The organism is Streptomyces sp. NPDC101181, from assembly GCF_044767975.1.
Classification (GTDB): Bacteria; Actinomycetota; Actinomycetes; order Streptomycetales; family Streptomycetaceae; genus Streptomyces.
The window spans coordinates 137,245-158,600 of the sequence record NZ_JBIWOX010000005.1 but is presented as its reverse complement, the minus strand read 5'-3'; the positions used below and the strand labels follow the sequence as shown (position 1 = coordinate 158,600).

The window sequence follows — 21,356 nt, the reverse complement described above, 5'->3', positions numbered from 1 at the left end:
GCCCGGTGGACTGCGCGGGCCGGGCCGGGCCCGGAGCGATCAGTCCCCGACCATGATCGTGGTGAGGACCGCCGAGAGATAGCCCGGGTCGCGCACCCCGCACATCTCGCGCGCCGAGTGCATGGAGAGCCCCGGCACCCCCACGTCCACCGTGGTGACCCCGAGGCGCGCCGCGGTGATCGGCCCGATCGACGTGCCGCAGGGCATCGCGTTGTTGGAGACGAACGGCTGCCAGGGCGCCCCGGCCCGCTCGCACGCGGCCGCGAACGTCGCGATGCCCGTGGAGTCCGAGGCGTACCGCTGGTTGACGTTCACCTTCACGGCGGGGCCGCTGTTGGGCAGCGGACGGTGGTCGGGGTCGTGCCGCTCCGGGTAGTTGGGGTGCACGGCGTGCGCCATGTCGGCGGAGACGCAGAACGTGCCCGACAGCGCCCGCGACCAGTCCTCCTCGCCGCCGCCGCGCGCCGTCACCGAACGCGACAGGGTGCGCTCCAGCAGCGGGCTCTGGGCCCCGGTCTCGGAACCGCTGCCGACCTCCTCGTGGTCGAACGCGGCCAGCACCGGCACGTACGAGGGCTGGGAGGCTCCCGTCGCCGCGTCGACCAGCGCGGTCACCCCGGCGTGCACCGAGACCTGGTTGTCCAGCCGGGACGCGACCACGAACTCCCGGTCCAGGCCCAGGTATCCGGGCGGCTGGACGTCGTGCAGCATCAGGTCCCAGCCGAGCACGTCCGCCGGGTCCTCGTCGACCGAGGCTGCGACCCGGCGCAGCAGCTCGCCCTCGCGCGGGTCGCCCAGCGCCCAGACCGGGGCGAGGTGCCGCTGCCGGTCCAGGGCCAGACCGTCGTTGACCGACCGGTCCAGGTGGATCGCCAACTGCGGTACCCGCAGCAGGGGTTCGTCGATCTGCACCAGCCGGCCGCGCGGCACACCGCCGGAGCCGCGCAGCGCGAGCCGGCCGGAGACCCCCAGGTCCCGGTCCAGCCAGGTGTTCAGCGGGACCCCGCCGTAGATCTCCACGCCGATCTGCCGCCAGCCCGAACCCCCGCTGTCCGGTGCTGGTTTGACCCGAAGGTTCGGGGAGTCGGTGTGGGTGCCGACGATCCGGAACGGGGTGTGGGCGGGCGCGCCCTCGGGGACGTACCAGGCGATCAGCGCACCGGCGCGGCTGACGAAGCAGCCGCCCGTCGCCCCGGTCCAGTCGTCCGTTCCGCGCAGCTCCCTGAATCCGGCCTTCTCCAGGCGCTCGGCCGCGCTCGCCACCACGTGGTAGGGGGAGGGGCTGGCGGCGATGAAGGAGAGCAGGTCGTCGGTGTGGCTGCGGTGGGGGGCCGGAGTCATACGGTGTCCGCCTTTCCGGTGTTGCGCAGTGACTGCGAGGGGGGATGGGCGAGGAGCTCCCGCACCGGCCGGTCGGGCCGGGCGCAGAACTCCCCGAGCAGGGAGGTGTACGAGGAGAGGAGCGTGTGGGCGGTCTCGTGGTCCCACAGGTCGGTGGAGAATTCCAGGAACGTTCCATAACCCTTGGTGGCGTCCCGGCGCGGCGCAAGTCCGAAGCACAGCTCACTGCGGGAAAGCGGTGGTGCCAGATCGGCCACCTCGACCCGGAGCCCGGGAATCTCGATGTCGGTGTCCACGGAGTTCTGGAAGGCCAGGACGTGCGGCACCCGGTCGGGGACGCTGACCGCGCCCGCGTCCCGCATCGCCTGCATGATGAGCGCGGTGGGCAGCACGTGCGCCATGGCGCCCAGCGCCCCCTCGCCCGTGCGGACCGCCAGGTCCCCGCAGCTCTCGTCAAGATTGGCTGAATCCAGCCGTACGCGGACCATCACCGCGGTGGACGTCATCGCGACGAGCGACTCCGACGCGGTGCCCTCACGGTTGGCGTACGGCACGCCGAGCAGGGTGTCCGGCTCCCCGGACAGCCGGGTCAGGAACACCCCGAGAGCGGCCGCCGCGATCGCGAACGGGGTGGTGCCCCGGTCGGCCGCCAGCCGCTCCACGGCGGCTCGCACCGCACCGGAGACCTCCCCGCGCACGGTGTCCCCCTGCCCGCTCAGCTTCTGCGGGCGCGGCCGGTCGGTGGGGACGGGAGCGGCGGCCGGCACCCCGTCCAGGTAGCGGGCGCAGAACGCGGCCCGCTCCTTCTCGACCGCCGGATCGTGGTTCTCCCGCTGCCACCGCGCGTAGGCCGGTGCCTGGAGGTCCGGGGCGGGCAGCGTGTGCGGGACGCCCGCTGCGGCGGCCGGGTACAGCGCGGCGATCTCCGCCAGCAGCAGGGACAGCGACCAGCCGTCGACGCAGATGTGGTGCAGGACGAACATCAGCTCCCAGCGGTCCTCCTCGACCCGCAGCAGCCGGAGCCTGGGCCGCAGCGGCCGCCCCAGCTCGAAGGGGCCCGCCGCGTCCGCCCGGCACAGGGCGTCCGCCCGGGGGCGGCGCTCACCGGCGGGCAGCGCCCTCAGGTCCTCCACCGGCAGCGCCACCGGACCGGCCGCCACCACCTCCTGCCACCAGGGCCCGTCCGGCGCGTCCTCCTGCGTGAACCGGGTGCGCAGCGCGTCGTGCCGGGCGATCACCTCCGACACGGCGGACCGCAGGGCCGCCGGGTCGAGCGCCCCGGTGAACGTGATCCGCGTCGGGATGTTCCACACCGCGGGGTCGGGCGCGGCGTGGTGCCCGGCGATCATCCGGGCCTGCTGGTCGCTGACCGGGGCCCGGTCGGCCACGGCCTCCTCGGCGGGGCCCACCGGTTCGGCGGTTCCCGCCAGTTGACGGGTCATGGCCCGCAGGGTGGCCTCGGCGAAGAAGTCCGCCAGCGGGTAGTCGGCGCCGAGGGTGTCCCGGACCCGGTTCACCAGGCGGATCGCGGCGATGGAGTTGCCCCCCAGGTCGAAGAAGTTGCTGTCGTCGGCGAAGCCGCGCACGTCGAGCACGGACTCCCAGACCTCGCGGAGCAGGGCAGCGGGGCCGGACGCGTCGGCGGGTACGGGCGCGTCGGTCCCCGGGGCCGCCGTCACCGCGTCCAACTGCCTGTCCAGCTCGGCGAGATACGCCTTTGCCGTCCCCGCGTCGAACAGATCCGCGTCGTAGCGCAGCCTGAGCCGCAGGCTTCCGTCCGGCACCCGGGTGACCATCAGCGCCAGCTCCAGCGGCGCCGACTCCGTACCTGCCGCCACCGCCTCCGCGCGCAGCCCCGGCAGATCGATTCCGGCCAGCTCCGACCGGTCCAGATCGACCGAAACCGTCACCAGCGGGCGCGGGTTCCCGGGGGCCGGGTGGACGGCGGAGAGCAGCGCGTCCAGGTCCACCCCGCTGTGGGCCTCCGCCTCGAACAGCGCCCGGCCCGTCGCGCGCACGGCCTCCGGCAGCGGGGTGGTGTCCGTGGCGGTCAGCCGCAGCGGGAGCAGCGCCACGTGGAAGCCGACCGTGTCCGCCGTCTCCGGCCGCCGCCGCCCGAACGTCGTCCCGAGCAGGAACGCGTCCTGCCCCGCACGGCGTCGCAGCACCCGGTGCCAGGCCGTGCACAGGGTGGCGAACAGGGTCACGCCCTGCCGCCCGCTCCACTCCCGCAGCCGGTCCGCCCGCTCCCGCTCCACGGTCCGCGCGGCCGCCGCGCCGCGCCCGGCCACCCGTCGGCCGCGCGGCCGGTCCGTCGGCAGCACGAGGACGGGGGGTTTCTCGCCCAGGTGCGTACGCCACCACGCCAGGTCGGCCGGGTCGTGGGGCGGTTCGGCGGCCCCGAGGGTGGTGCCCGCGGGCCGCTCGAAGACCGGCGGGCGTCCGGCGTGGGCCGCGGTGTACAACTCCTGGAGACCGGCGGCGATCAGGGACGCGGAGTGCCCGTCGGTGACGATGTGGTGCAGCCCGAGGACCAGGACGTGGTCGTCGTCGGCCAGCCGCAGCAGCCGGGGCGTGAACAGCGGCCCCTCGGCCAGGTCGTAGGCGCGGGCGCTCTCCTCGGCGAGCAGCGTGCCGATCGCCTCCCCGGCGTCCTGCCCCCGGGCGTCGGTCACCGCCAGCGGGATGCGCAGCCCGTCCCGCACGACCTGGACGACCCCCGCCCCGCCGCGCCCGGCACCGCCCGGGGGCACGCGGCCCGCGCCGTCGCGGCTCCCGTTCTCCCGGGCCCGGCCGTCCACGGGCCCGCTCTCCCCGGCCCCGTCCTCCGGCCGGAACACCGTCCGCAGCCCCGCGTGCCGCTCGACCAGCCCGTCCACCGCCGTCCGCAGCGCCGCGAGGTCCAGCGGCCCCCGCAGCCGTACGGCCTGCGTCTCGTTGTACGCCGCCGGGTTGGCCATCAGCCGCGCGGCCAGCCACAGTCGCCGCTGCGCCGAGGTCGCGGGCGCGACCCTTTCCACCACGGTGTCCCGGTGCTCCTTGGCGGTCTCCCTGGGCTCCGCGCGCTCCTTGCTGGTCTCCCTGGGCTCCGTGGGCTCCGTGGTCTCCCGGGGCTCCGCGGACTCCGCGCGCTCCTTGGTCCGGCGGCGCAGTACGTCCAGGTGCTCCAGGCCCGACCGCAGCCGCTCCCGGTCCACCCCGAAGTCCACGAGGGCGGCGATCTCGTCCACCCCGGCCTCGCGCAGCGCGGCCACGAACGGGGCGACGCTGTCCGGCGTACCGATCAGCGCCCGCTGGTCGCAGTAGCGGTCGTACGCCCTGCGGAACAGGTAGTCCAGATCCTCCTCGCTCGCCGCCGCCACGTCCTCGCGCCCACGGCCCAGCGCGGTCGCCGCCGACCGCATCATCAGCGAGGAGCGCAGATACCGCACCATCGGCTCCAGCGCCTCGGCCCGCGCCGTGGCGTGGTCGTCCCCCAGGTAGGTGTGGACCAGCACCGTCACCCGCCCGGCGTCCGGGTCGAGGCCGCAGGCCGCCCGGGTGGTCCGGTAGTGGGCGATGTTCGCGGCCAGCTCGTCCACGCTCTGGCTCATCAGGTTGGTGACGACCCCGAGACCGCGCCGCGCCGCGTCCTCGTACGAGGCGTGCTGTCCGGAGGTGGCGAGGAAGAACGGCGGCTCCTCCTGCACCGGGCGGGGCCGGACGCGGATCTCGGCCTCCGCGCCCTCGCCGGTCGGCCGCCGCACCGCCTCGCCGCGCCACAGCCGCCGCACCTCCTCCAGGTGGTCGAAGGCGATGGCGCGCCGGTCGGCGAACCGGTCCGGGTGCAGCACGAAGTCCCGGGCGTGCCAGCCGGTGGCGCAGCCGATGCCGACCCGGCCGCCGGAGAGGTTGTCGACGACCGACCACTCCTCCGCGATCCGCAGCGGGTCGTGCAGCGGCAGCACCACCGAACCGGCGTTGATCCGGACGCGTTCCGTCTCCCGGGCCAGCGCGGCGGCGAGCACGGACGGGTTGGGGAAGATCCCGCCGAAGGAGTCGAAGTGCCGCTCGGGCAGCCAGACGGAGGAGAAGCCGCGCTCGTCGGCGAAGCGCGCGGTCGCGAAGACGGTGTCGTACGCCTCCGGCGTACCGGACGCGGACCCGGACCTGGACCCGGACCTGGACCCCTCCGGCGTACCGGATCCTTCCGCCGTACTGGACCCGGATCCTTCCGGCGTACCGGGGGCGGCGCTCTGCGGGTAGTCCCCGAAGAAGTAGACGCCGAAGTCCGGTGCCGGGCGCGGTGGCTGAGGCCGGGCGGTGGCGGGCGCGGGACGGGGGGACCGGGGTCGGGGGAAGAACCCGCCCGCGCGCAGTTCGCGCAGCGAACCCTCCACCGCCTCCGCCACCCGGTTCACGTCCTCCTCCGTGTGCGCGGTGGACAGGTAGAAGCTGCGCCACTCCCACACGTACACGCCGCGCAGTTGCAGGTGGTGGTAGAGCAACTCCAGGTCCGCGCGGTGCGTGAATCGGAACATCGACCCGAAGTGCGCCAGCTCCACCGGGAACTCCTCGTCCCGGAAGAAGGCGTTGAGCCGGTCGGCCAGCCGCTGCGTGCGGGTGTTCAGCCGCTCCTGGAGACCCGGGCCCTCCTCGGTGAGGTGGGTGAGCACCGCGCGCGCCGCCGCCATGGACAGCGGGTGCTGCATGTACGTCCCGCCGAAGAACGTGGTCTCCCTCGGGGGTCTGCTGGCATCCCCGTACCGCCAGAAGCCGCCGTCGACGCCGTCGAGCAGGTCCGCGCGCCCGGCGATCGCCCCGATCGGGAAGCCGCCGCCGAGCGCCTTGCCGTACGTGGCGAGGTCGGGCACCACGCCGAAGTGGTCCTGGGCGCCGCGCTGATGGGGGCGCAGCCCGGTCAGCATCTCGTCGAAGAGCAGCACGATGCCCCGGCGGGCGGTGAGTTCGCGCAGAGCGCGGACGAACTCCACCGGTCGCAGGCCCGGGTTGCGGCACTGCACGGGCTCCACGAGCACGGCCGCGACGCTGTCGCCCAGGGCCTCGATCGTCTCCAGGGACTCCCGCTCCCCGTACTCCAGCACGATCAGCTCCGCCACCGCGCTGTCCGGGATGCCCCGGGACACGGGCACCGCGTGCTGCCCGGGACGGCCGGGCCGGCCCAGCACGGAGTCGATGTGCCCGTGGTACGAGCCCCGGAACATGACGACCTTGTCGCGCCCGGTCGCGGCGCGGGCGAGCCGCACGGCCGCCGAGTTCGCCTCCGTACCCGAGGAGGCGAAGGCCACCCGCTCCATGCCGGTCAGCGCGGCGAGCAGGGCCGCGGTCTCCCCGGTGTCGGGGGAGCGCGGCCCGAAGCGCAGCCCGTCGGCGAGGTGGCGGCCCACGGCGTCGGTGACCGGCCCCGCCTCGTGGCCCAGCAGCAGCGCGCCGAACCCCATGGTGATGTCGGTGTACTCGTTGCCGTCCACGTCGGTGAGGCGGGAGCCCCGCGCCGAGCGGGCCGCGACCGGGTACAGCATCTCCTTGGTCGCGTCCCGGAACCCGACGACCGCCCGGCTGTCCGCCAGCACCGAACGGTGCTTCTGGGCCAGCTCCTTGGAGGTGCGGGTGCGCTCGGTGAACCGGCGGATCAACGACGCGGTGTGCGCGCGCTGCGCCGCGTCGGCACCCGCCCCGGCCATCCCGCCCGCCACGTCGACGACGAGCCGGGGGCCATGCGGGACGACCGGCGAGGCATCCGAGGGCCCGGCGGTTCCGGCGGGGCTGACGGTTCCGGTGGGGCTGAAGGTTCTGGCGGGGCTGACGGGTGACGCCGTCACAGGGCGGGCGGGCGACGCCGTCACGGCGCGGGCGGGCGAGGCGGCCCCGGATCCTGCGGTGTCCGCCCGGACCTCGCCGCGGTGCGCGGCCCGGACCTCGCCGTGCGCGTCACCGCTGGCCTCGCCGTGTGTGCCACCGCGGGCTGCGGCGAGCCGGGCGGTGAGGCCCCGGGAGAGTTCCGCCGCGCGAGCCACCGCCTCGGCGGACGCGTTCGTCGTCGTACTCATCGGGCGTCCGCCCGCGTGCCGTTCGCCGAGCCGGTCAGCAGGGCGACCGCGTCGGAGAGCTGGGTGATCATCGCGGCCTGGGTCTCGGCCAGTTGACGTATCTGCTCCCCGAGAGCGGCGACCTCGGCCCGGGTCGCGTACACCGGTTCGGCCGGGGAGGCCGTGGCGACGGGGGAGGGCGCGAAGGCGGGCGAGGGCACGGGCGCGACGGAGGAGGGGGCGGGGGACGACCCCACCGGTTCCGTCGGCGTCGGCGGCTCTCCGGAGGTTCGCCGTCCCGCTATCAAGGCGGCCGTCAGCCGGGGGGTGCCCGCCTCCTCCAGGATCTCCCGCATGCTGATCTCCGTGCCGAACTCACCCTCCAACTGCCGCACCATCCCGATGAGCTGAAGCGAGTCCGCGCCCATCCCGACGAAGGTGCGGTCCGCGCCGACCTCGCCCGGCCGCTGGCCGAGGTGACGCGCGGTCAGCTCCAGCACCCTGTCCAGCACATCGTCCGGTGCGGCCTGTTCGGTCATGCGGTCCTCCGTGGTGCGTGCGGATGGGAGAGAGGTCGCGCCGGACGGGCCGGGCGGCTCCGTGGGCCGGGCGAGCGGTACGTAGGGGACCGGGCCACTCCAGTGGGAGCGGCGGCGGAAGGGGTACGGGGGCAGCCGGACGCGCCTGCCGCCGCACCCGGCGAGCAGGGCGGCCCAGTCCACCGGGGCCCCGGCGCAGTGCAGCGCGGCCACCGCCCGCTCCTCGTCACGGGCCGGTACGCAGAGCGCGTCCGGCAGCGCCCGCCGCACCAGCCCGGTCAGCACGTCCGAGGGCCCCAGCTCCAGCAGCAGGGCCCCCTCGGGCGAGGCCCCGCCCAGCTGCTCCAGGACGGCGGCGAAGTCGGCCGTACGGCGGGCCTGCGCGACCAGGTACGCGGCGTCCGGCCGCCACCCGGCCGGGCGCGCCGTACCGTCGATCGCGTCGACGAAATTCACTCGCACAGGGCCGAGTTCCGTCTTCTCGGCGAGCAGTCCGAACTCCTCCAGCACCGGGTCGAGCAGCGCCGTGTGGAACGCCCGGTCCACCGCCAGCACCTCGAACGGCTCCCCCCGCGCCGCCAGCATCCCCCGCACCGCGCCCACCGCCTCCGGCCTCCCGCCCAGCACATGGTGGCGCGCCCCGTTGACCACGGCCAGCTCCACACCGGGGACGGCGGCCAGCAGTTGGCGCACCCGGGACCGGCCCACGAACGCGGCGACCATCGCGCCCGGAGCCGTCCGCTCCTGCATCAGCCGCCCGCGCGCGCAGAGCAGCCGCATCGCGTCGTCGGCGTCCAGCGCCCCGGCCACGCAGAGCGCCGCGTAGACGCCGACGCTGTGCCCGGCGACCCGCTCCGGGGTGAGCCCGAGCCGCTCCCACAGCCGGGCCTGGGCGAGTTGGAGGGCGAACAGGGCGGGCTGCGCGAACGCGGTGTCCCAGCGCGCGGGCCCCTGCCCGCCGACGACCCGGTCCAGGAAGTCGTCCCGGCCGGTCTCCTGCGCGTACACCCGGGCGCAGGACTCCAGCGTCCGGGCCACGACCGGGAAGCGGGCGGCGAGCGCGGCGCCCATGCCCGGGTGGCCGCCGCCCTGGCCGCTGAACAGGAACACCGGCTGCCGTACACCGTCCGCGACCCCGGTCGTGTACGCCTCGCCCGCCGGTGTCCCGGTGGTGCGCGGTTCGCCCGTGGGCGTCCCGGTCGTGTGCGCCTCGCCCGTCGGCGTCCCGATCGGGTGCGCCTCATCCGTCGCCGTCCCGGACAGGAACGCCTCCAGGCCCGCCACCGGGTCGGCCGTCGTCACGACCAGCCGGTGCGGCAGGAGCCGCCGCCCGAGCGCGGTGGTGGTCAGCAGATCGGCGGGGGCGGGGGCCTCGCCGTCCCTGAGCCGGTCCCGCAGCGCGGCGGCGCACGCCCGGAGCGTCTCTCCGTCCGCCGCCGAGAGCGGCAGCAGCGCGGGGGCGGGCAGCGGCGCGGCGGCGGGGGCGGGCAGCGGCGCGGGGGCCTGCTCCAGGATCACGTGGGCGTTCGTGCCGCCCATACCGATCGCGTGCACCCCGGCCCGCCGCACGCCCGCCAGCGGCCAGGGCGACTCCCGTACGGGCAGGACGAACGGGCTGTCCGCCACCGGGAGCGCCGGATTGGGCCGGGAGAAGTTGACCAGCGGCGGGACCACCCCGTGCCGCAGCACCTCCACGGCCTTGATCAGCCCCGCCAGCCCCGCCGCGCTGTCCAGATGGCCGATGGCGGGCTTCGTCGAGCCCAGCGCGCAGAAGCCGGTCCGGTCCGTGTGGCGGCGGAACGCCTCCGTCAGGGCGGCGAACTCGATCGGGTCGCCCTTGAGCGTGCCGGTGCCGTGCGCCTCCACATACCCGATCGACGCCGCGTCCACGTCCGCCGCGCGCAGCGCCCCGAGCACCGCGTCCCGCTGCCCGGCGATCCCGGGGGCCGCGAACCCCCCTTTGTCCGCACCGTCGTTGGTGACCGCCGAGCCCAGGATCACGGCGTGCACGGTGTCGCCGTCCGCCAGCGCCCGCTCCAGCGGCTTCAGCAGGACGGCGGCGGCCCCGTTGCCCCCGACCGTGCCGTCCGCGGACGCGTCGAAGGCCCGGACCGTGCCGGTGGGGGAGAGGGTGGACCCCTTCACCGGCACATGGCCGCTGACCTGCGGCAGATGCAGGGCCGCCGAGCCCACCAGCATCAGGTCCGCGTCCCCCGCGCGCAGCGCCTGGCAGGCCAGATGCACCGAGACCAGCGCGCTGGAGCAGGCCGTCGACACGGTGAGCGCGGGCCCGGTCAGCCCGAGCCGGAAGGCGGCCCGGGTGGCGGTGAAATCCGTGTAGTTGCCGACCTGGACCTGTTTGGCGGTCATCCAGTCGCCCGATCCCGCCTCGTCCGCGAGGTGCGTCGCGAGATAGCTGTGCAGCGAGTACAGGCGGTACCCGGAGCTGCCGTACACCCCGATCCGCATGCCGCCCCCGGAGCTGCCCCGGCCCGGACGACCGCCCTCGCGCCCGCCCGCGTGGTCCCCGCCGCGCCCGTCGCGGCTACCCGCGGGGCCGTCGGCGCTCCTGCCGGCCCCGCCCGCGTAGCCGCCGTCCTCCAGGGCGTGGAAGCAGCACTCCAGGAACAGGCGCTGCTGCGGGTCGGTGAGGTCGGCCTCCCGGCCGCTCATCCCGAAGAACCCGGCGTCGAAGCCGTCCACGTCCGCCAGCAGGGCGCTCGCCCCGCCGTACCCCGGCTGCTCGTACTCCGAGGCCGGGACCCCGGCCGCCGCGAACTCGGCCCCGGTGAACCGCCGTACCCGGCTGACCCCCGCCCGGATGTCGCGCCAGTAGGCCTCGGGGCTGTCAGCCCCGGGGAACCTCAGCGCCGTCCCGATCACCGCGATCCGGTCGTCCCTCAACTGCCTCTTCCTTTCGCAGCACCGCACGCCCCGCACGTCCCTCAGGCCCCTCGCGCTTCGTGGGCCCCTCCTGCTCCGTACGCCCCCCGTGCTCCGCCCGCCGTACCCCGGCCACCCGCACCAGGAACACGACGGCGACGACGATGGCGGCGCCGTGGGACCAGCCCACGACGGCCAGCGGGGAGAACCGGTCCAGGGCCGCCGCCACCAGGATCATGCCGACGCCGAAACCGAGGTTCTCGAAAGTGGCCGAAAGACCGAAGGCGTGGCCGCGCAAGGTGGCCGGAAGTGTCTGTAGGTGCGAGGTGTACGAGACCTCGGTCAGCCCGTCCGCGGCCCCCGCGATCAGCGCGATCACCGCCGTCACCGCGAGGGGGAGTCCGGCGAACGCCGCGATGAAGGCGGCCGACATCACCACCGTGCCGTAACCGAAACCGAGCGGACCCACCGTCCGCCCGGTGCGCTGCGTGTACCGCTGGATCACCTGCTGCGCCCCGATGTTGCCGAGCGCCCACACACACCAGAAGGCGCTGACGAACACGGCCGGGTTCGCGGAGTCCAGAGTGGTCGAGTAGATCGGCAGTGCCGCGTTGTGCGAGGACGAGCCGAACGCGTCCACCCCGCGCAGCGCCACCATCAGGCTCAGACCGGGCGCGGCGGCGAGCGCGAGGAACGCCACGGGCGTCCACCGCTTCCTCCCCGCCCCGCTCCTCTCCCCGTCCTTCGCCTCGACCTTCCCGCTGTTCCCGTCCTGCCCGCCGCTGTTCCCGTCCTGCCCGTCCCGCCCTTCCTGCCCGTCCTGCCCGGCGTCCCGGGCGGGTGCGGCCGCGCCCGTGGCCTCCGGTGTGGAGCCCGACCCCTTGCCGCCCGCGATCGGCAGCACCGCCACCGTGACCGCGCAGGCCACGAAGGTCGCCATGTCGATCAGGAACGCCGCGGTGTACCCGACGAGGGACACCACCACGCCCGCCGAGGCGAACCCCGCCACCATCGCCAGCGAACGGCCGGTGATCGACAGGGAGTTGGCCCAGGCCCGGCGGTCCTCGCCGACCATCTCCGGGATCGAACTGCGCAGCGCCACCATGAACAGCGTCCCGCACGCCCCGATCACCACCGACACGGCCATCAGCGCCCCGGTCAGCAGATGGTCGGGGGAGAGGATCAACAGCAGCATCACGCCGCCCTGGCCGACATTCGCCCACAGCATGATGCTTTTCGCGGTGAACCGGACGAGCAGGCCCCCGACGATCAGTCCGGCGACGAAACCGGAGGCGAGCCGCACCGCCATGAACAGCCCCATGGCCAGCGCCCGGCCCGTCGTCTCGTAGACGAAGAGATTGAGCGCCACCATATTCAGGAACGTGCCGTACGAGGACAGCGCATAGCCGCCCACGAGAAATCGGAAACGCCGCTCGGCGACCGCGGTGTCCTGGGTGTCCGGGGCGTCACCGCCCGTTCCGTCCGCCGTCGGTCCGTCCGTGCCGCCGATTCGAGATGTCACCCGCACATCCTCATCGAAGACCGGCGTTCGGCTTCGTCCTCCCGATTGCACAAAGGTAATCTGCACTCTTGTGAAGGACGATCATTCCCTCTCACCACGCTGTGATTGCCGTGAATCGCCATCGGACCGGTCCATACCGGAAAAACCCTGCGAGGCGGCGCTCGCGACCTATCGGCGTGCGCTGACGGAGGGCAGCCTTCCGGCCGGGGCGGTTCCGTCCTGTCTGCGCGCCCTGCATCTCCTGGTGCCCGACCGGGAGGCTCCCGGCCGTCTCGTTCCCGTACCCCCGGAGACGGCGTCCTTCGCCGCGCTCGCCCCGATCGAGGAAGTGATCGCCGAGCAGCACCGCACCCTGCGCTCCGCCCGCGCCACCCTCGCCGCCTTCGAGGGTCTGTACGCCGACGTGCGGCGCCAGGAGAGCCCCGCCCTCACCCGGCTCTCCGGGACGGCCGTCATCAGCAGGGCGCTGGACGCCGGCGTCAGCGGCTGCCGTACCGAGGTCCGCACCGCCCACCCCGGCGGCGGCCGCCCGGCCCACGCCCTGGAGGAGTCCCTCCCGCGCGACCTGGGCAACCTGCGCCGGGGTATCCGGCAGCGGACCCTCTACCAGCACACCGTCCGCTCGGACCGTGCCACGCTCGACTACATCGACCAGGTCACCGCCGAGGGCGCCGAGATCAGGACGCTGCCCGAGGTCGTCGACCGGTTCCTCGTCTTCGACCAGGACCTCGCCTTCGTCCCCTTCTCCGACGATCCGTACAGCGCGCTGCGCGTCCGGCATCCGTCCCTGGTCCGCTTCCTGGTACGGCACTTCGACGAGGCGTGGGCGCGCGCGGTCCCGGTCCGCCCCGAACGCGCCCCGCTGCGTACCCCGGTGGTCGTCTCCGACCTCCAACGGGCCATCCTCCAGGCCGTGGTGAGCGGCGAGACGGACGCCGCGATCGGCCGCCGCATCGGCCTGAGCCGCCGCAGCGTGGCCGAGCACATGCGGAGGATCTCCGAGCAGCTGGGCAGCACCAGCAGGGCCCAACTGGGCTATCTGGTCGCGACGTCGGGGCTGCTGGACGACTGAGGGCGGTACCGCGCGGAGAGGGGTGCCGGGGTCAGGCGAGACCCGGACCCCGCACCGGGATGCTGGTGAACGTCGGCGCCGGGGCGGGCTCGGTGAAGAAGTCGTTGCCCTTGTCGTCGACGACGACGAACGCGGGGAAGTCCTCGACCTCGATCCGCCACACCGCCTCCATGCCGAGCTCCTCGTACTCGACGACCTCGACCTTCTTGATGCAGTCCTGTGCGAGGCGGGCCGCCGGGCCGCCGATCGAGCCGAGGTAGAAGCCGCCGTGGGCGTCGCAGGCGTCGGTGACCTGTTTGCTGCGGTTGCCCTTGGCCAGCATCACCTTCGAGCCGCCCGCCGCCTGGAACTGCTCGACGTAGGAGTCCATCCGGCCCGCCGTCGTCGGCCCGAAGGACCCGGAGGCGTAGCCCTCGGGCGTCTTCGCCGGACCGGCGTAGTAGACCGGGTGGTCCTTGAGGTACTGCGGCATCTCCTCGCCCGCGTCCAGGCGCTCCTTGATCTTGGCGTGCGCGATGTCGCGCGCCACGACCAGCGGGCCGGTCAGCGAGAGCCGGGTCTTGACCGGGTACTTGGTCAGCTCGGCCAGCACCTCGTCCATCGGCCGGTTCAGGTCGATCTTCACGACGTCCCCGGCCTCGTCCAGGTGCTCGTCGGTGGTGTCGGGGAGGAAGCGCGCCGGGTCCTTCTCCAGCTGCTCCAGGAAGACGCCCTCGGCGGTGATCTTCGCGGTGGCCTGGCGGTCGGCCGAGCAGGAGACCGCGATGGCGACGGGCAGCGAGGCGCCGTGCCGGGGCAGGCGCACCACGCGCACGTCGTGGCAGAAGTACTTGCCGCCGAACTGCGCGCCGATCCCGATCTTCTGCGTCAGCTCGAAGACCTTCTCCTCCAACTCCTTGTCCCGGAAACCGTGCCCGGTGGGGGAGCCCTCGGCGGGCAGCTCGTCCAGGTAGTGAGCGGAGGCGTACTTGGCGGTCTTCAGCGCGAACTCCGCCGAGGTGCCGCCGACCACGATCGCCAGGTGGTACGGCGGGCAGGCCGCGGTGCCGAGCGAACGGATCTTCTCCTCCAGGAACGTCATCATGGAGGCCTCGTTGAGGACCGCCTTCGTCTCCTGGTAGAGGAAGGACTTGTTGGCCGAGCCGCCGCCCTTCGCCATGAACAGGAACTTGTACGCGCCGCCGTCGGTGGCGTACAGCTCGATCTGGGCCGGGAGGTTGGAACCGGTGTTCTTCTCGTCCCACATGGTCAGCGGGGCCATCTGCGAGTAGCGCAGGTTGAGCTTGGTGTACGCGTCGTAGATGCCGTGCGACAGGGCCTCCTCGTCGCCTCCCGCGGTCAGCACGTGCTGACCGCGCTTGCCCATGACGATCGCCGTCCCGGTGTCCTGGCACATCGGCAGGACGCCCGCGGCTGCGATGTTGGCGTTCTTCAGGAGGTCCAGGGCGACGAACTTGTCGTTGGAGGACGCCTCCGGGTCGTCGACGATCCGCCGCAGCTGCGCCAGGTGGGCCGGGCGCAGGTAGTGCGAGATGTCGTGCATCGCCTCGGCGGCGAGCGTGCGCAGCGCCTCCGGCTCGACCTTGAGGAACGTACGGCCGTCGGCCTCGAAGGTGGAGACACCCTCGGAGGTCACCAGACGGTAGGGCGTGGTGTCCTCTCCCAGGGGGAGCAGATCGGAGTACGCAAACTCTGCCATGACGGCCATTCCTCACTCGGCGACTTCGGCTGACCTCCCTCGGGCAGCGCGTCAACCAGGGTAGAACGCCACCACCGGGACGCCCTTGTGAGGTAAGGCTCACCTGGAAGGAACAGGCGCCGGACAGGACGGGCCCGCGCGGGACCCGGGCGCGCGGCGGTCGACGGACCTCGGCGCGCCCCGCCGGTCTCGGTCCGCCCTCCGGCGTCGGGGCCGTCGGGGCGCGCCGGTGAGTCGGGGCGCGCCGGTGAAGGGGTAGTCGCGATCTATCGCGTTTGGGTACCCTGGGGCGGTGGACCTGGAGAAGCAGCCCCAGCAGCAGCCCGCCGCACCGACGCCGCCGACGGCCCCGCCCGGTGACGGCATGCGCGCCTCCGACGCCGACCGCGACCGGATCGCGGACATCCTGCGGGAGGCGCTGGCCGAGGGCCGACTGACGGCGGACGAGCACGCGGAGCGGGTCGACCTGGTCTACCGGGCCAAGACCGTCGGCGAACTCCAGCCCCTGGTCCGCGATCTGCCCGCGGCCTCCGGCTCCACCGGCGAGCGCCCGCGCGCGTACGGCTACGGCCCCGAGGCCCCGGAAGGGCCCGCGGACAACCTCGTCGCGGTCTTCAGCAGCTCCGTCCGCAAGGGGCGTTGGCGAGTAGGCGGCCGGACGAACGCCTTCGCGCTCTTCGGCAGCGTCGAGATCGATCTGACGGAAGCGCTTTTCGGCCAACGCTTCACCGTCATCAACGCGACGTCCATCTTCGGCAGCGTCGAGGTGAGGGTCCCCGAGAACATCTCGCTGCGCGGCAACGGCACCGGTGTGTTCGGCGGCTTCGAGGTGAAGTCGCTCGAATCCCCGGACCCGGACGCGCCGGTCGTCGTCGTGAACGGCTATGCCGTGTTCGGGGCGGTGGAGGCGAAGCCGAAGCGGGGCAAGTTCGTCGCGGACCTCCAGCGGCGGCTGCGCAAACACCTCGGTCACTGAACGCGGCGCGCGGAGCCCGACGTTAACCGGCGTTAATCGGCCAGCGGGCCGCCGGGCGCATCGCTCTGTGTCGCCCGCCGGTGCCACTCCGTGCATAGGCGTACGTGCAGCGGGTAGGGAGAGGTGCATCGTCTCTCGCTCGCGAAGCCGTAGCCATCGTCAGGAGTAGACCGTGCTGCAACCGCCGCATCAGCCTCTGAAGGTCGCCGCCGTTCCGGCCCAGCGCACCCCCGCTCGGGAGGACGATGCGGGCCCCTGGCATTCGGACGCGGCCTGCCGCCGTGACGAGGCGGGCCTGTTCTTCGCCCCGTCGAAGGAGCCCACCGCCGCCCGGCTGGCCCGCGAGGAGTCCGCCAAGCGGGTCTGCGCCCGCTGTCCCGTCATGGTCGAGTGCCAGGAGCACGCGCTGATGCAGCCCGAGCCGTACGGGGTGTGGGGCGGGCTCACCGCCGCCGAACGCCGGGTGGCACTGGCCCGGCGGCGTCGGCGCGACATCGAGCTGACGGCCGCGTCGGCGGCCGAGCGCATAGCCGCCGCCGGCTGACGGACCGCACCGCGCACCGGAGCTCGCGGACCGCGCCGCGCCGGAGCGACAAGGCGCGGGTGAGGGGGTGCGGGGCGGAACGCCGCCCCGCACCCCCTCACTCCGTCTCCGCCCATCCGTCCGCCCCCGGCTCGCGCGCCCCGGGGGGAGCTCGCCTGCCGTCCGCCGCGTCCCGTCCGCAGCGTGCCGCGGTTACTTGGCGCGGTCGAAGTCGACGGCGCTGTAGGCGCGCAGCTTCGACAGCCGGTGGGTCGAGCTGATGCTCCGGATCGTGCCGGACTTCGACCGCATCACGATGGACTCCGTGGTCGCCGTCTCCGCGCGGTACCGCACACCGCGCATCAGCTCACCGTCGGTGATCCCCGTCGCCACGAAGAACACGTTGTCGCCGCTGACCAGGTCGTCGGTCGACAGCACCCGGTCCAGGTCGTGGCCCGCGTCCAGCGCCTTCTGCCGCTCCGCCTCGTCCTTGGGCCAGAGCTTGCCCTGGATGACGCCGCCGAGGCACTTTATGGCGCACGCCGAGATGATGCCCTCCGGCGTCCCGCCGATGCCCATCAGCAGGTCCACGCCGGTGCCCTCGCGGGCCGCCATGATCGAGCCCGCGACGTCGCCGTCGGAGATGAACTTGATCCGCGCGCCCGTCTCGCGGATCTCCTTGACGATGCCGTCATGGCGCGGCCGGTCGAGGACGACGACGGTGACGTCCTCGGGCGTGGAGTTCTTCGCGCGGGCGACGCGCCGGATGTTCACCGACACCGGGGCGTTGATGTCGACGAAGTCCGCCGCCTCGGGCCCCGTGACCAGCTTGTCCATGTAGAAGACCGCGGACGGGTCGAACATCGCGCCGCGGTCGGCGGCCGCCAGTACGGCGATGGCGTTCGGCATGCCCTTGGCGTTGAGCGTGGTGCCGTCGATCGGGTCGACGGCGATGTCGACCTCGGCGCCGGTGCCGTCGCCGACCCGCTCGCCGTTGAACAGCATGGGTGCCTCGTCCTTCTCGCCCTCACCGATGACGACCACGCCGTTCATCGAGACGGTCGAGACGAGGGTCCGCATGGCCTTCACGGCGGCGCCGTCGGCGCCGATCTTGTCGCCGCGGCCCACCCAGCGGCCCGCGGCCATGGCGGCGGCCTCGGTGACCCGGACCAGTTCCAGAGCCAGGTTGCGGTCGGGGGCCTCCGGGGAGACCTCCAGCTGGGACGGCAGATGATGCTCGGACATCGGAGCGCACCTTTCTGTACGGCGACGACCGGATATGAGGGTGCTGCGACTCTATCGGTAGGTCGACAAAATGAGCAGGGCGGGTCACGCATGAGCGCACGGTGGTGCCTCTTCCGCCGCAGCCGGGTTCGTCCCACCCAGCGGCCGGGCGTCCGCAGGCGCGTGCCACCATGGATGCCGTGGCAAGCAAGCGAGGCAAGCAGACGGCCAGGAACATGTTCCTGTCGACCGTGGTGACCGCCGCCTGTGCGGGCGTCATCTACATCTTCATCCCGCACGACGAGAACGCCGACCCGATCCGGGCCGTCGACTTCTCCGTCGAACTGGCGACGGTGCGCAACACCGCCCCCTACCCGGTGGCCGCGCCGGAGGGGCTGCCGGGCCCGTGGAAGGCCACTTCCGTGTCGTACGACGTCGCCGCGGGCAAGGCCTGGCACCTCGGCTTCCTCGACCCGGACCGCAGGTACGTCGCGGTCGAGCAGTCCACCGCCCCCACGCGCACCTACGTCGCCGAGGTCACCCACAAGGCCAAGGACACCGGGACCACCGAGACGATCGAGGGCCGCGAGTGGCAGGTCTGGGAGGGCCCCAAGTACGACGCTCTCGTAATGCCGGAGAAGGGGCACACCACCGTCGTCACCGGCTCGGCGCCGAAGGAGAGCCTGGTCGCGATGGTCACCGCGCTGAAGGCGGAGCCGCAGGCCGCGCCCTGAGCCGTACGCGTACGGAGGTACGTGAAGGGGCCCCGGGACACATCGTGTTCCGGGGCCCCTTCCGTGTGGCCCGGGGGCGCGCGGTGGTGCGACGGCTCGCGGTGCGCGCTCACGGTCCGCGCTCGTGGTCCAGGCTCGCGCGGCGCGCTCGCGGTACCGGCGCGCGGTGCGTGCTCAGACGGTGGTGACGACCTCGTCGAAGGACAGGCGCGGGCTGCGCGGGAACCAGGCGTCCTCGCCCGGCTTGCCGATGTTGACGACCATCAGCGGGGTGTGGTCGCCGTCCAGGAACTCCTTCTGGACGCCCGCGGCGTCGAAGCCGGTCATCGGGCCCGCGGCCAGACCGGCGGCCCGGACACCGATGATGAAGTAGCCGGCCTGGAGCGCGGCGTTCAGGCCGGCGGCGGACTCGCGGACCGGACGCTCGGCGAAGAAGAGGTCCTTGGCCTGCGGGAAGTGCGGGAGCAGCGCCGGGAGTTCCTCGTGGAACTCGTTGTCGGCGGCCAGGATCGCGACCAGGGGGGCGGTCGAGGTCTTCGGCTGGTTGCCCTCGGACATGTGCCGCACCAGGCGCTCGCGGGCCTCGGGCGAGCGGACCAGGACGACGCGCAGCGGCGACTGGTTGAAGGCGGTCGGGCCGAACTTGACCAGGTCGTAGATCGCCTGGACCTGCTCCTCGGTCACCGGCTCGTCGGTGAAGGTGTTGGCGGTGCGGGCCTCGCGGAAGAGGAGGTCCTGGGCGGCGGGGTCGAGAACGAGCGACATGGGGGGCATACCTTCCGGGTGGAGCAGGGTCGGGCGATACGTCGACCGTAAGCCAGAAGTAGATTAACTTTCAACTAAAGCACGACCGGAGTGATCCACTCCACAAGTCGAACGGCTTGTGCGAAAGGGCGCCCGTTCCCTGGCACGTATCCGGACCGGCCCGAATGGCCCCCGGGTGGCGGTACTCGCCCGCGTGCCCGGCCCGAACGGCCCGCCCCGTGCCCGTACTCGCTGCCGCCCCCCGGTGCACGTACGGGCCCCGCGCCTACTCCGTGTCCGTGTCCGCCTGGTCCCGGTCCGGGCTCGCCTCCGGGCGGGCGAGTGCCGCGTCGAGGCGGGCGCGGGCGCCCTCCAGCCAGCGGCGGCAGACCTTGGCCAGCTCCTCGCCCCGCTCCCAGAGGGCCAGCGACTCCTCCAGTGTCGTGCCGCCCGCCTCCAGTCGGCGGACGACCTCGATCAGCTCGTCCCGCGCCTGCTCGTACCCGAGCGTGCCCGTCGCGGCAGCCGCCGCCGTACCGTCACCGTCGTCCGTCGTCATGCCGTCCACCCTAGATTCGTCCTCATCCTGTGCGTTCCCGCGCTCCTGCGCTCCCGCTCTCCGTGGGGCCGCGTGCCCGAGGCCCTCACCCGTCCACCCGGACCGTGAACTCGCCCTCCGACACCCGCGCCCGCAGCGGCTCACCGGGGGCCCCGGCCTCCTCGGGGGAGCGCACCACATGGCCGTCGGGTCGCTGGAGCACCGCGTACCCCCGCTCCAGGGTGGCGGCCGGGGACAGCGAGACGACCCGGGCGAGGGTGTGGGCCAGCTCCGAGTCGGCCCGGTCCAGCAGATGGCCCAGCACCCGGCGCCCGCGCCCGGCGAGGGCGTCCACCTCCGCCTCGCGCTCGTCCACCAGCCGCTGGGGGTGCTCCATCGACGGGCGGCCCAGCGCGTGCGTGAGCCCCCGCTCCTCGCGGTCCAGCACCCCTCGTACGGTCCGCAGCGCCCGGTCCCGCAGCTGCTGCACGCGCTCCAGCTCCTCGCCCACGTCCGGGACGACCTTCTTGGCCGCGTCCGTGGGCGTGGAGGCGCGCAGGTCGGCCACCAGGTCCAGCAGCGGGGAGTCCGGCTCGTGGCCGATCGCGGAGACCACCGGCGTACGGCAGGCGGCCACAGCCCGGACCAGCTGCTCGTCGGAGAAGGGCAGCAGATCCTCCACGCTGCCGCCGCCCCGGGCCACGACGATCACGTCGACCTCGGGCAGCGCGTCCAGCTCCTCGACCGCCTGCACCACCTGGGCGACCGCGTTCACCCCCTGCACGGCGGTGTTGCGGACCTCGAAGCGCACGGCGGGCCAGCGGCGACGGGCGTTCTCCAGGACGTCCCGCTCGGCGGCGGAGGCCCGCCCGCAGACCAGCCCGATCAGCTGCGGGAGGAAGGGGAGCGGCTTCTTGCGGTCCAGCGCGAAGAGCCCCTCGGAGGCCAGCGACTTCTTCAGCTGCTCCAGCCGGACCAGCAGCTCGCCGATCCCGACCGGCCGTATGTCCGTGGCCCGCAGTGACAGCTGGCCCCGGGGCGCGTACCACTCGGGCTTCGCGAGGACCACGACGCGCGCGCCCTCGCTCACCACGTCGGCGATCCGGTCGAAGACCTGCCGGAAGCAGGTCACGCTGACCGAGATGTCGTGGGACGGGTCGCGCAGGGTCAGGAAGACCACCCCGGCCCCCGGCCGCCGGGACAGCTGGGTGATCTGCCCCTCCACCCAGATGGCGCCGAGCCGGTCGATCCACCCCCCGATGAGCCGTGACACCTCACCGACGGGCAGCGGCGCTTCCGCGGACGTGTTGAGAGCCATACGGGCGAGCGTATCGGCCGCCACCGACAACACCCGGACGTCGCGCCCGCCTCGTACGGCACGGATCCGGAAGGCACACGGCCCCGTACGACACGGAGTCGCGCCCCGCCCCGTACGGCACGGAGTCGCGCCCCGCCCCGTACGGCACGGAGTCGCGCCCCGCCCCGTACGGCACGGAGTCGCGCCCCGCCCCGTACGGCACGGAGTCGCGCCC

Annotated in this window: 13 protein-coding genes; 4 read left to right on the top strand and 9 right to left on the bottom strand. The window is 73.7% G+C overall.

Going from position 1 to position 21,356, the window contains the following annotated elements; genetic code table 11:
- Nucleotides 1–39: 39 nt before the first annotated feature.
- The 4 genes from ACIRRU_RS10475 to ACIRRU_RS10460 are packed head-to-tail and all read right to left on the bottom strand — an operon-like array spanning nucleotide 40 to nucleotide 12,164.
- Nucleotides 40–1,341, bottom strand: a complete 1,302-nt coding sequence (locus ACIRRU_RS10475; protein WP_403678534.1) for a M18 family aminopeptidase — start codon at nucleotides 1,339–1,341, stop codon at nucleotides 40–42.
- Nucleotides 1,338–7,391, bottom strand: coding sequence for a MupA/Atu3671 family FMN-dependent luciferase-like monooxygenase (locus ACIRRU_RS10470; RefSeq protein ID WP_403678532.1), 6,054 nt, complete (start codon nucleotides 7,389–7,391; stop codon nucleotides 1,338–1,340). The genes ACIRRU_RS10475 and ACIRRU_RS10470 overlap by 4 nt, the downstream gene beginning before the upstream one ends.
- Nucleotides 7,388–10,813: a type I polyketide synthase gene (locus ACIRRU_RS10465; protein WP_403678530.1), complete on the bottom strand. Its 3,426-nt coding sequence runs from the start codon at nucleotides 10,811–10,813 to the stop codon at nucleotides 7,388–7,390. The genes ACIRRU_RS10470 and ACIRRU_RS10465 overlap by 4 nt, the downstream gene beginning before the upstream one ends.
- Nucleotides 10,758–12,164: an MFS transporter gene (locus ACIRRU_RS10460; protein ID WP_403678742.1), complete on the bottom strand. Its 1,407-nt coding sequence runs from the start codon at nucleotides 12,162–12,164 to the stop codon at nucleotides 10,758–10,760. Before ACIRRU_RS10460 ends, ACIRRU_RS10465 begins: the two co-directional genes overlap by 56 nt.
- 220 nt (nucleotides 12,165–12,384) lie before the next feature.
- Between ACIRRU_RS10460 and ACIRRU_RS10455 the strand changes: the two genes are divergently transcribed.
- Complete coding sequence (locus ACIRRU_RS10455; protein WP_403678529.1) at nucleotides 12,385–13,386, top strand: LuxR C-terminal-related transcriptional regulator; 1,002 nt, start codon at nucleotides 12,385–12,387, stop codon at nucleotides 13,384–13,386.
- A gap of 31 nt (nucleotides 13,387–13,417) precedes the next feature.
- On the opposite strand, the gene ACIRRU_RS10450 is transcribed toward ACIRRU_RS10455, so the two are convergent.
- Nucleotides 13,418–15,085 (bottom strand): fumarate hydratase, encoded by a 1,668-nt coding sequence (locus tag ACIRRU_RS10450; RefSeq protein WP_403678527.1) that lies wholly within the window; start codon nucleotides 15,083–15,085, stop codon nucleotides 13,418–13,420.
- A 292-nt stretch (nucleotides 15,086–15,377) separates the two neighbouring features.
- On the opposite strand from ACIRRU_RS10450, the gene ACIRRU_RS10445 reads away from it, so the two are divergent.
- Complete coding sequence (locus ACIRRU_RS10445; RefSeq protein WP_403678525.1) at nucleotides 15,378–16,061, top strand: DUF1707 domain-containing protein; 684 nt, start codon at nucleotides 15,378–15,380, stop codon at nucleotides 16,059–16,061.
- A 172-nt stretch (nucleotides 16,062–16,233) separates the two neighbouring features.
- On the top strand, nucleotides 16,234–16,605 hold the full coding sequence (locus tag ACIRRU_RS10440) for a WhiB family transcriptional regulator (RefSeq protein ID WP_363202821.1): 372 nt from the start codon (nucleotides 16,234–16,236) through the stop codon (nucleotides 16,603–16,605).
- Nucleotides 16,606–16,797: 192 nt separating this feature from the next.
- Here the strand turns inward: ACIRRU_RS10440 and glpX are convergent, their stop codons facing one another.
- Complete coding sequence (gene glpX / locus ACIRRU_RS10435; protein ID WP_403678523.1) at nucleotides 16,798–17,829, bottom strand: class II fructose-bisphosphatase; 1,032 nt, start codon at nucleotides 17,827–17,829, stop codon at nucleotides 16,798–16,800.
- Between the two features lie 170 nt (nucleotides 17,830–17,999).
- Here glpX and ACIRRU_RS10430 point away from each other — a divergent pair, with 170 nt between their 5' ends.
- Entirely contained in the window at nucleotides 18,000–18,542 is a 543-nt protein-coding gene (locus ACIRRU_RS10430; RefSeq protein WP_403678521.1) for a DUF4245 domain-containing protein, read from the top strand.
- 174 nt (nucleotides 18,543–18,716) lie between these two features.
- Here the strand turns inward: ACIRRU_RS10430 and ACIRRU_RS10425 are convergent, their stop codons facing one another.
- The 3 genes from ACIRRU_RS10425 to xseA form a co-directional block, all read right to left on the bottom strand.
- The gene (locus ACIRRU_RS10425; protein WP_363202818.1) at nucleotides 18,717–19,307 is read right to left on the bottom strand and encodes a malonic semialdehyde reductase; all 591 of its coding nucleotides are present in this window, start codon (nucleotides 19,305–19,307) and stop codon (nucleotides 18,717–18,719) included.
- Nucleotides 19,308–19,572: 265 nt separating this feature from the next.
- Nucleotides 19,573–19,845, bottom strand: a complete 273-nt coding sequence (locus ACIRRU_RS10420; protein WP_403678519.1) for an exodeoxyribonuclease VII small subunit — start codon at nucleotides 19,843–19,845, stop codon at nucleotides 19,573–19,575.
- Nucleotides 19,846–19,930: 85 nt separating this feature from the next.
- Nucleotides 19,931–21,142, bottom strand: coding sequence for an exodeoxyribonuclease VII large subunit (gene xseA, locus ACIRRU_RS10415; protein WP_403678517.1), 1,212 nt, complete (start codon nucleotides 21,140–21,142; stop codon nucleotides 19,931–19,933).
- Between the last annotated feature and the right edge of the window lie 214 nt (nucleotides 21,143–21,356).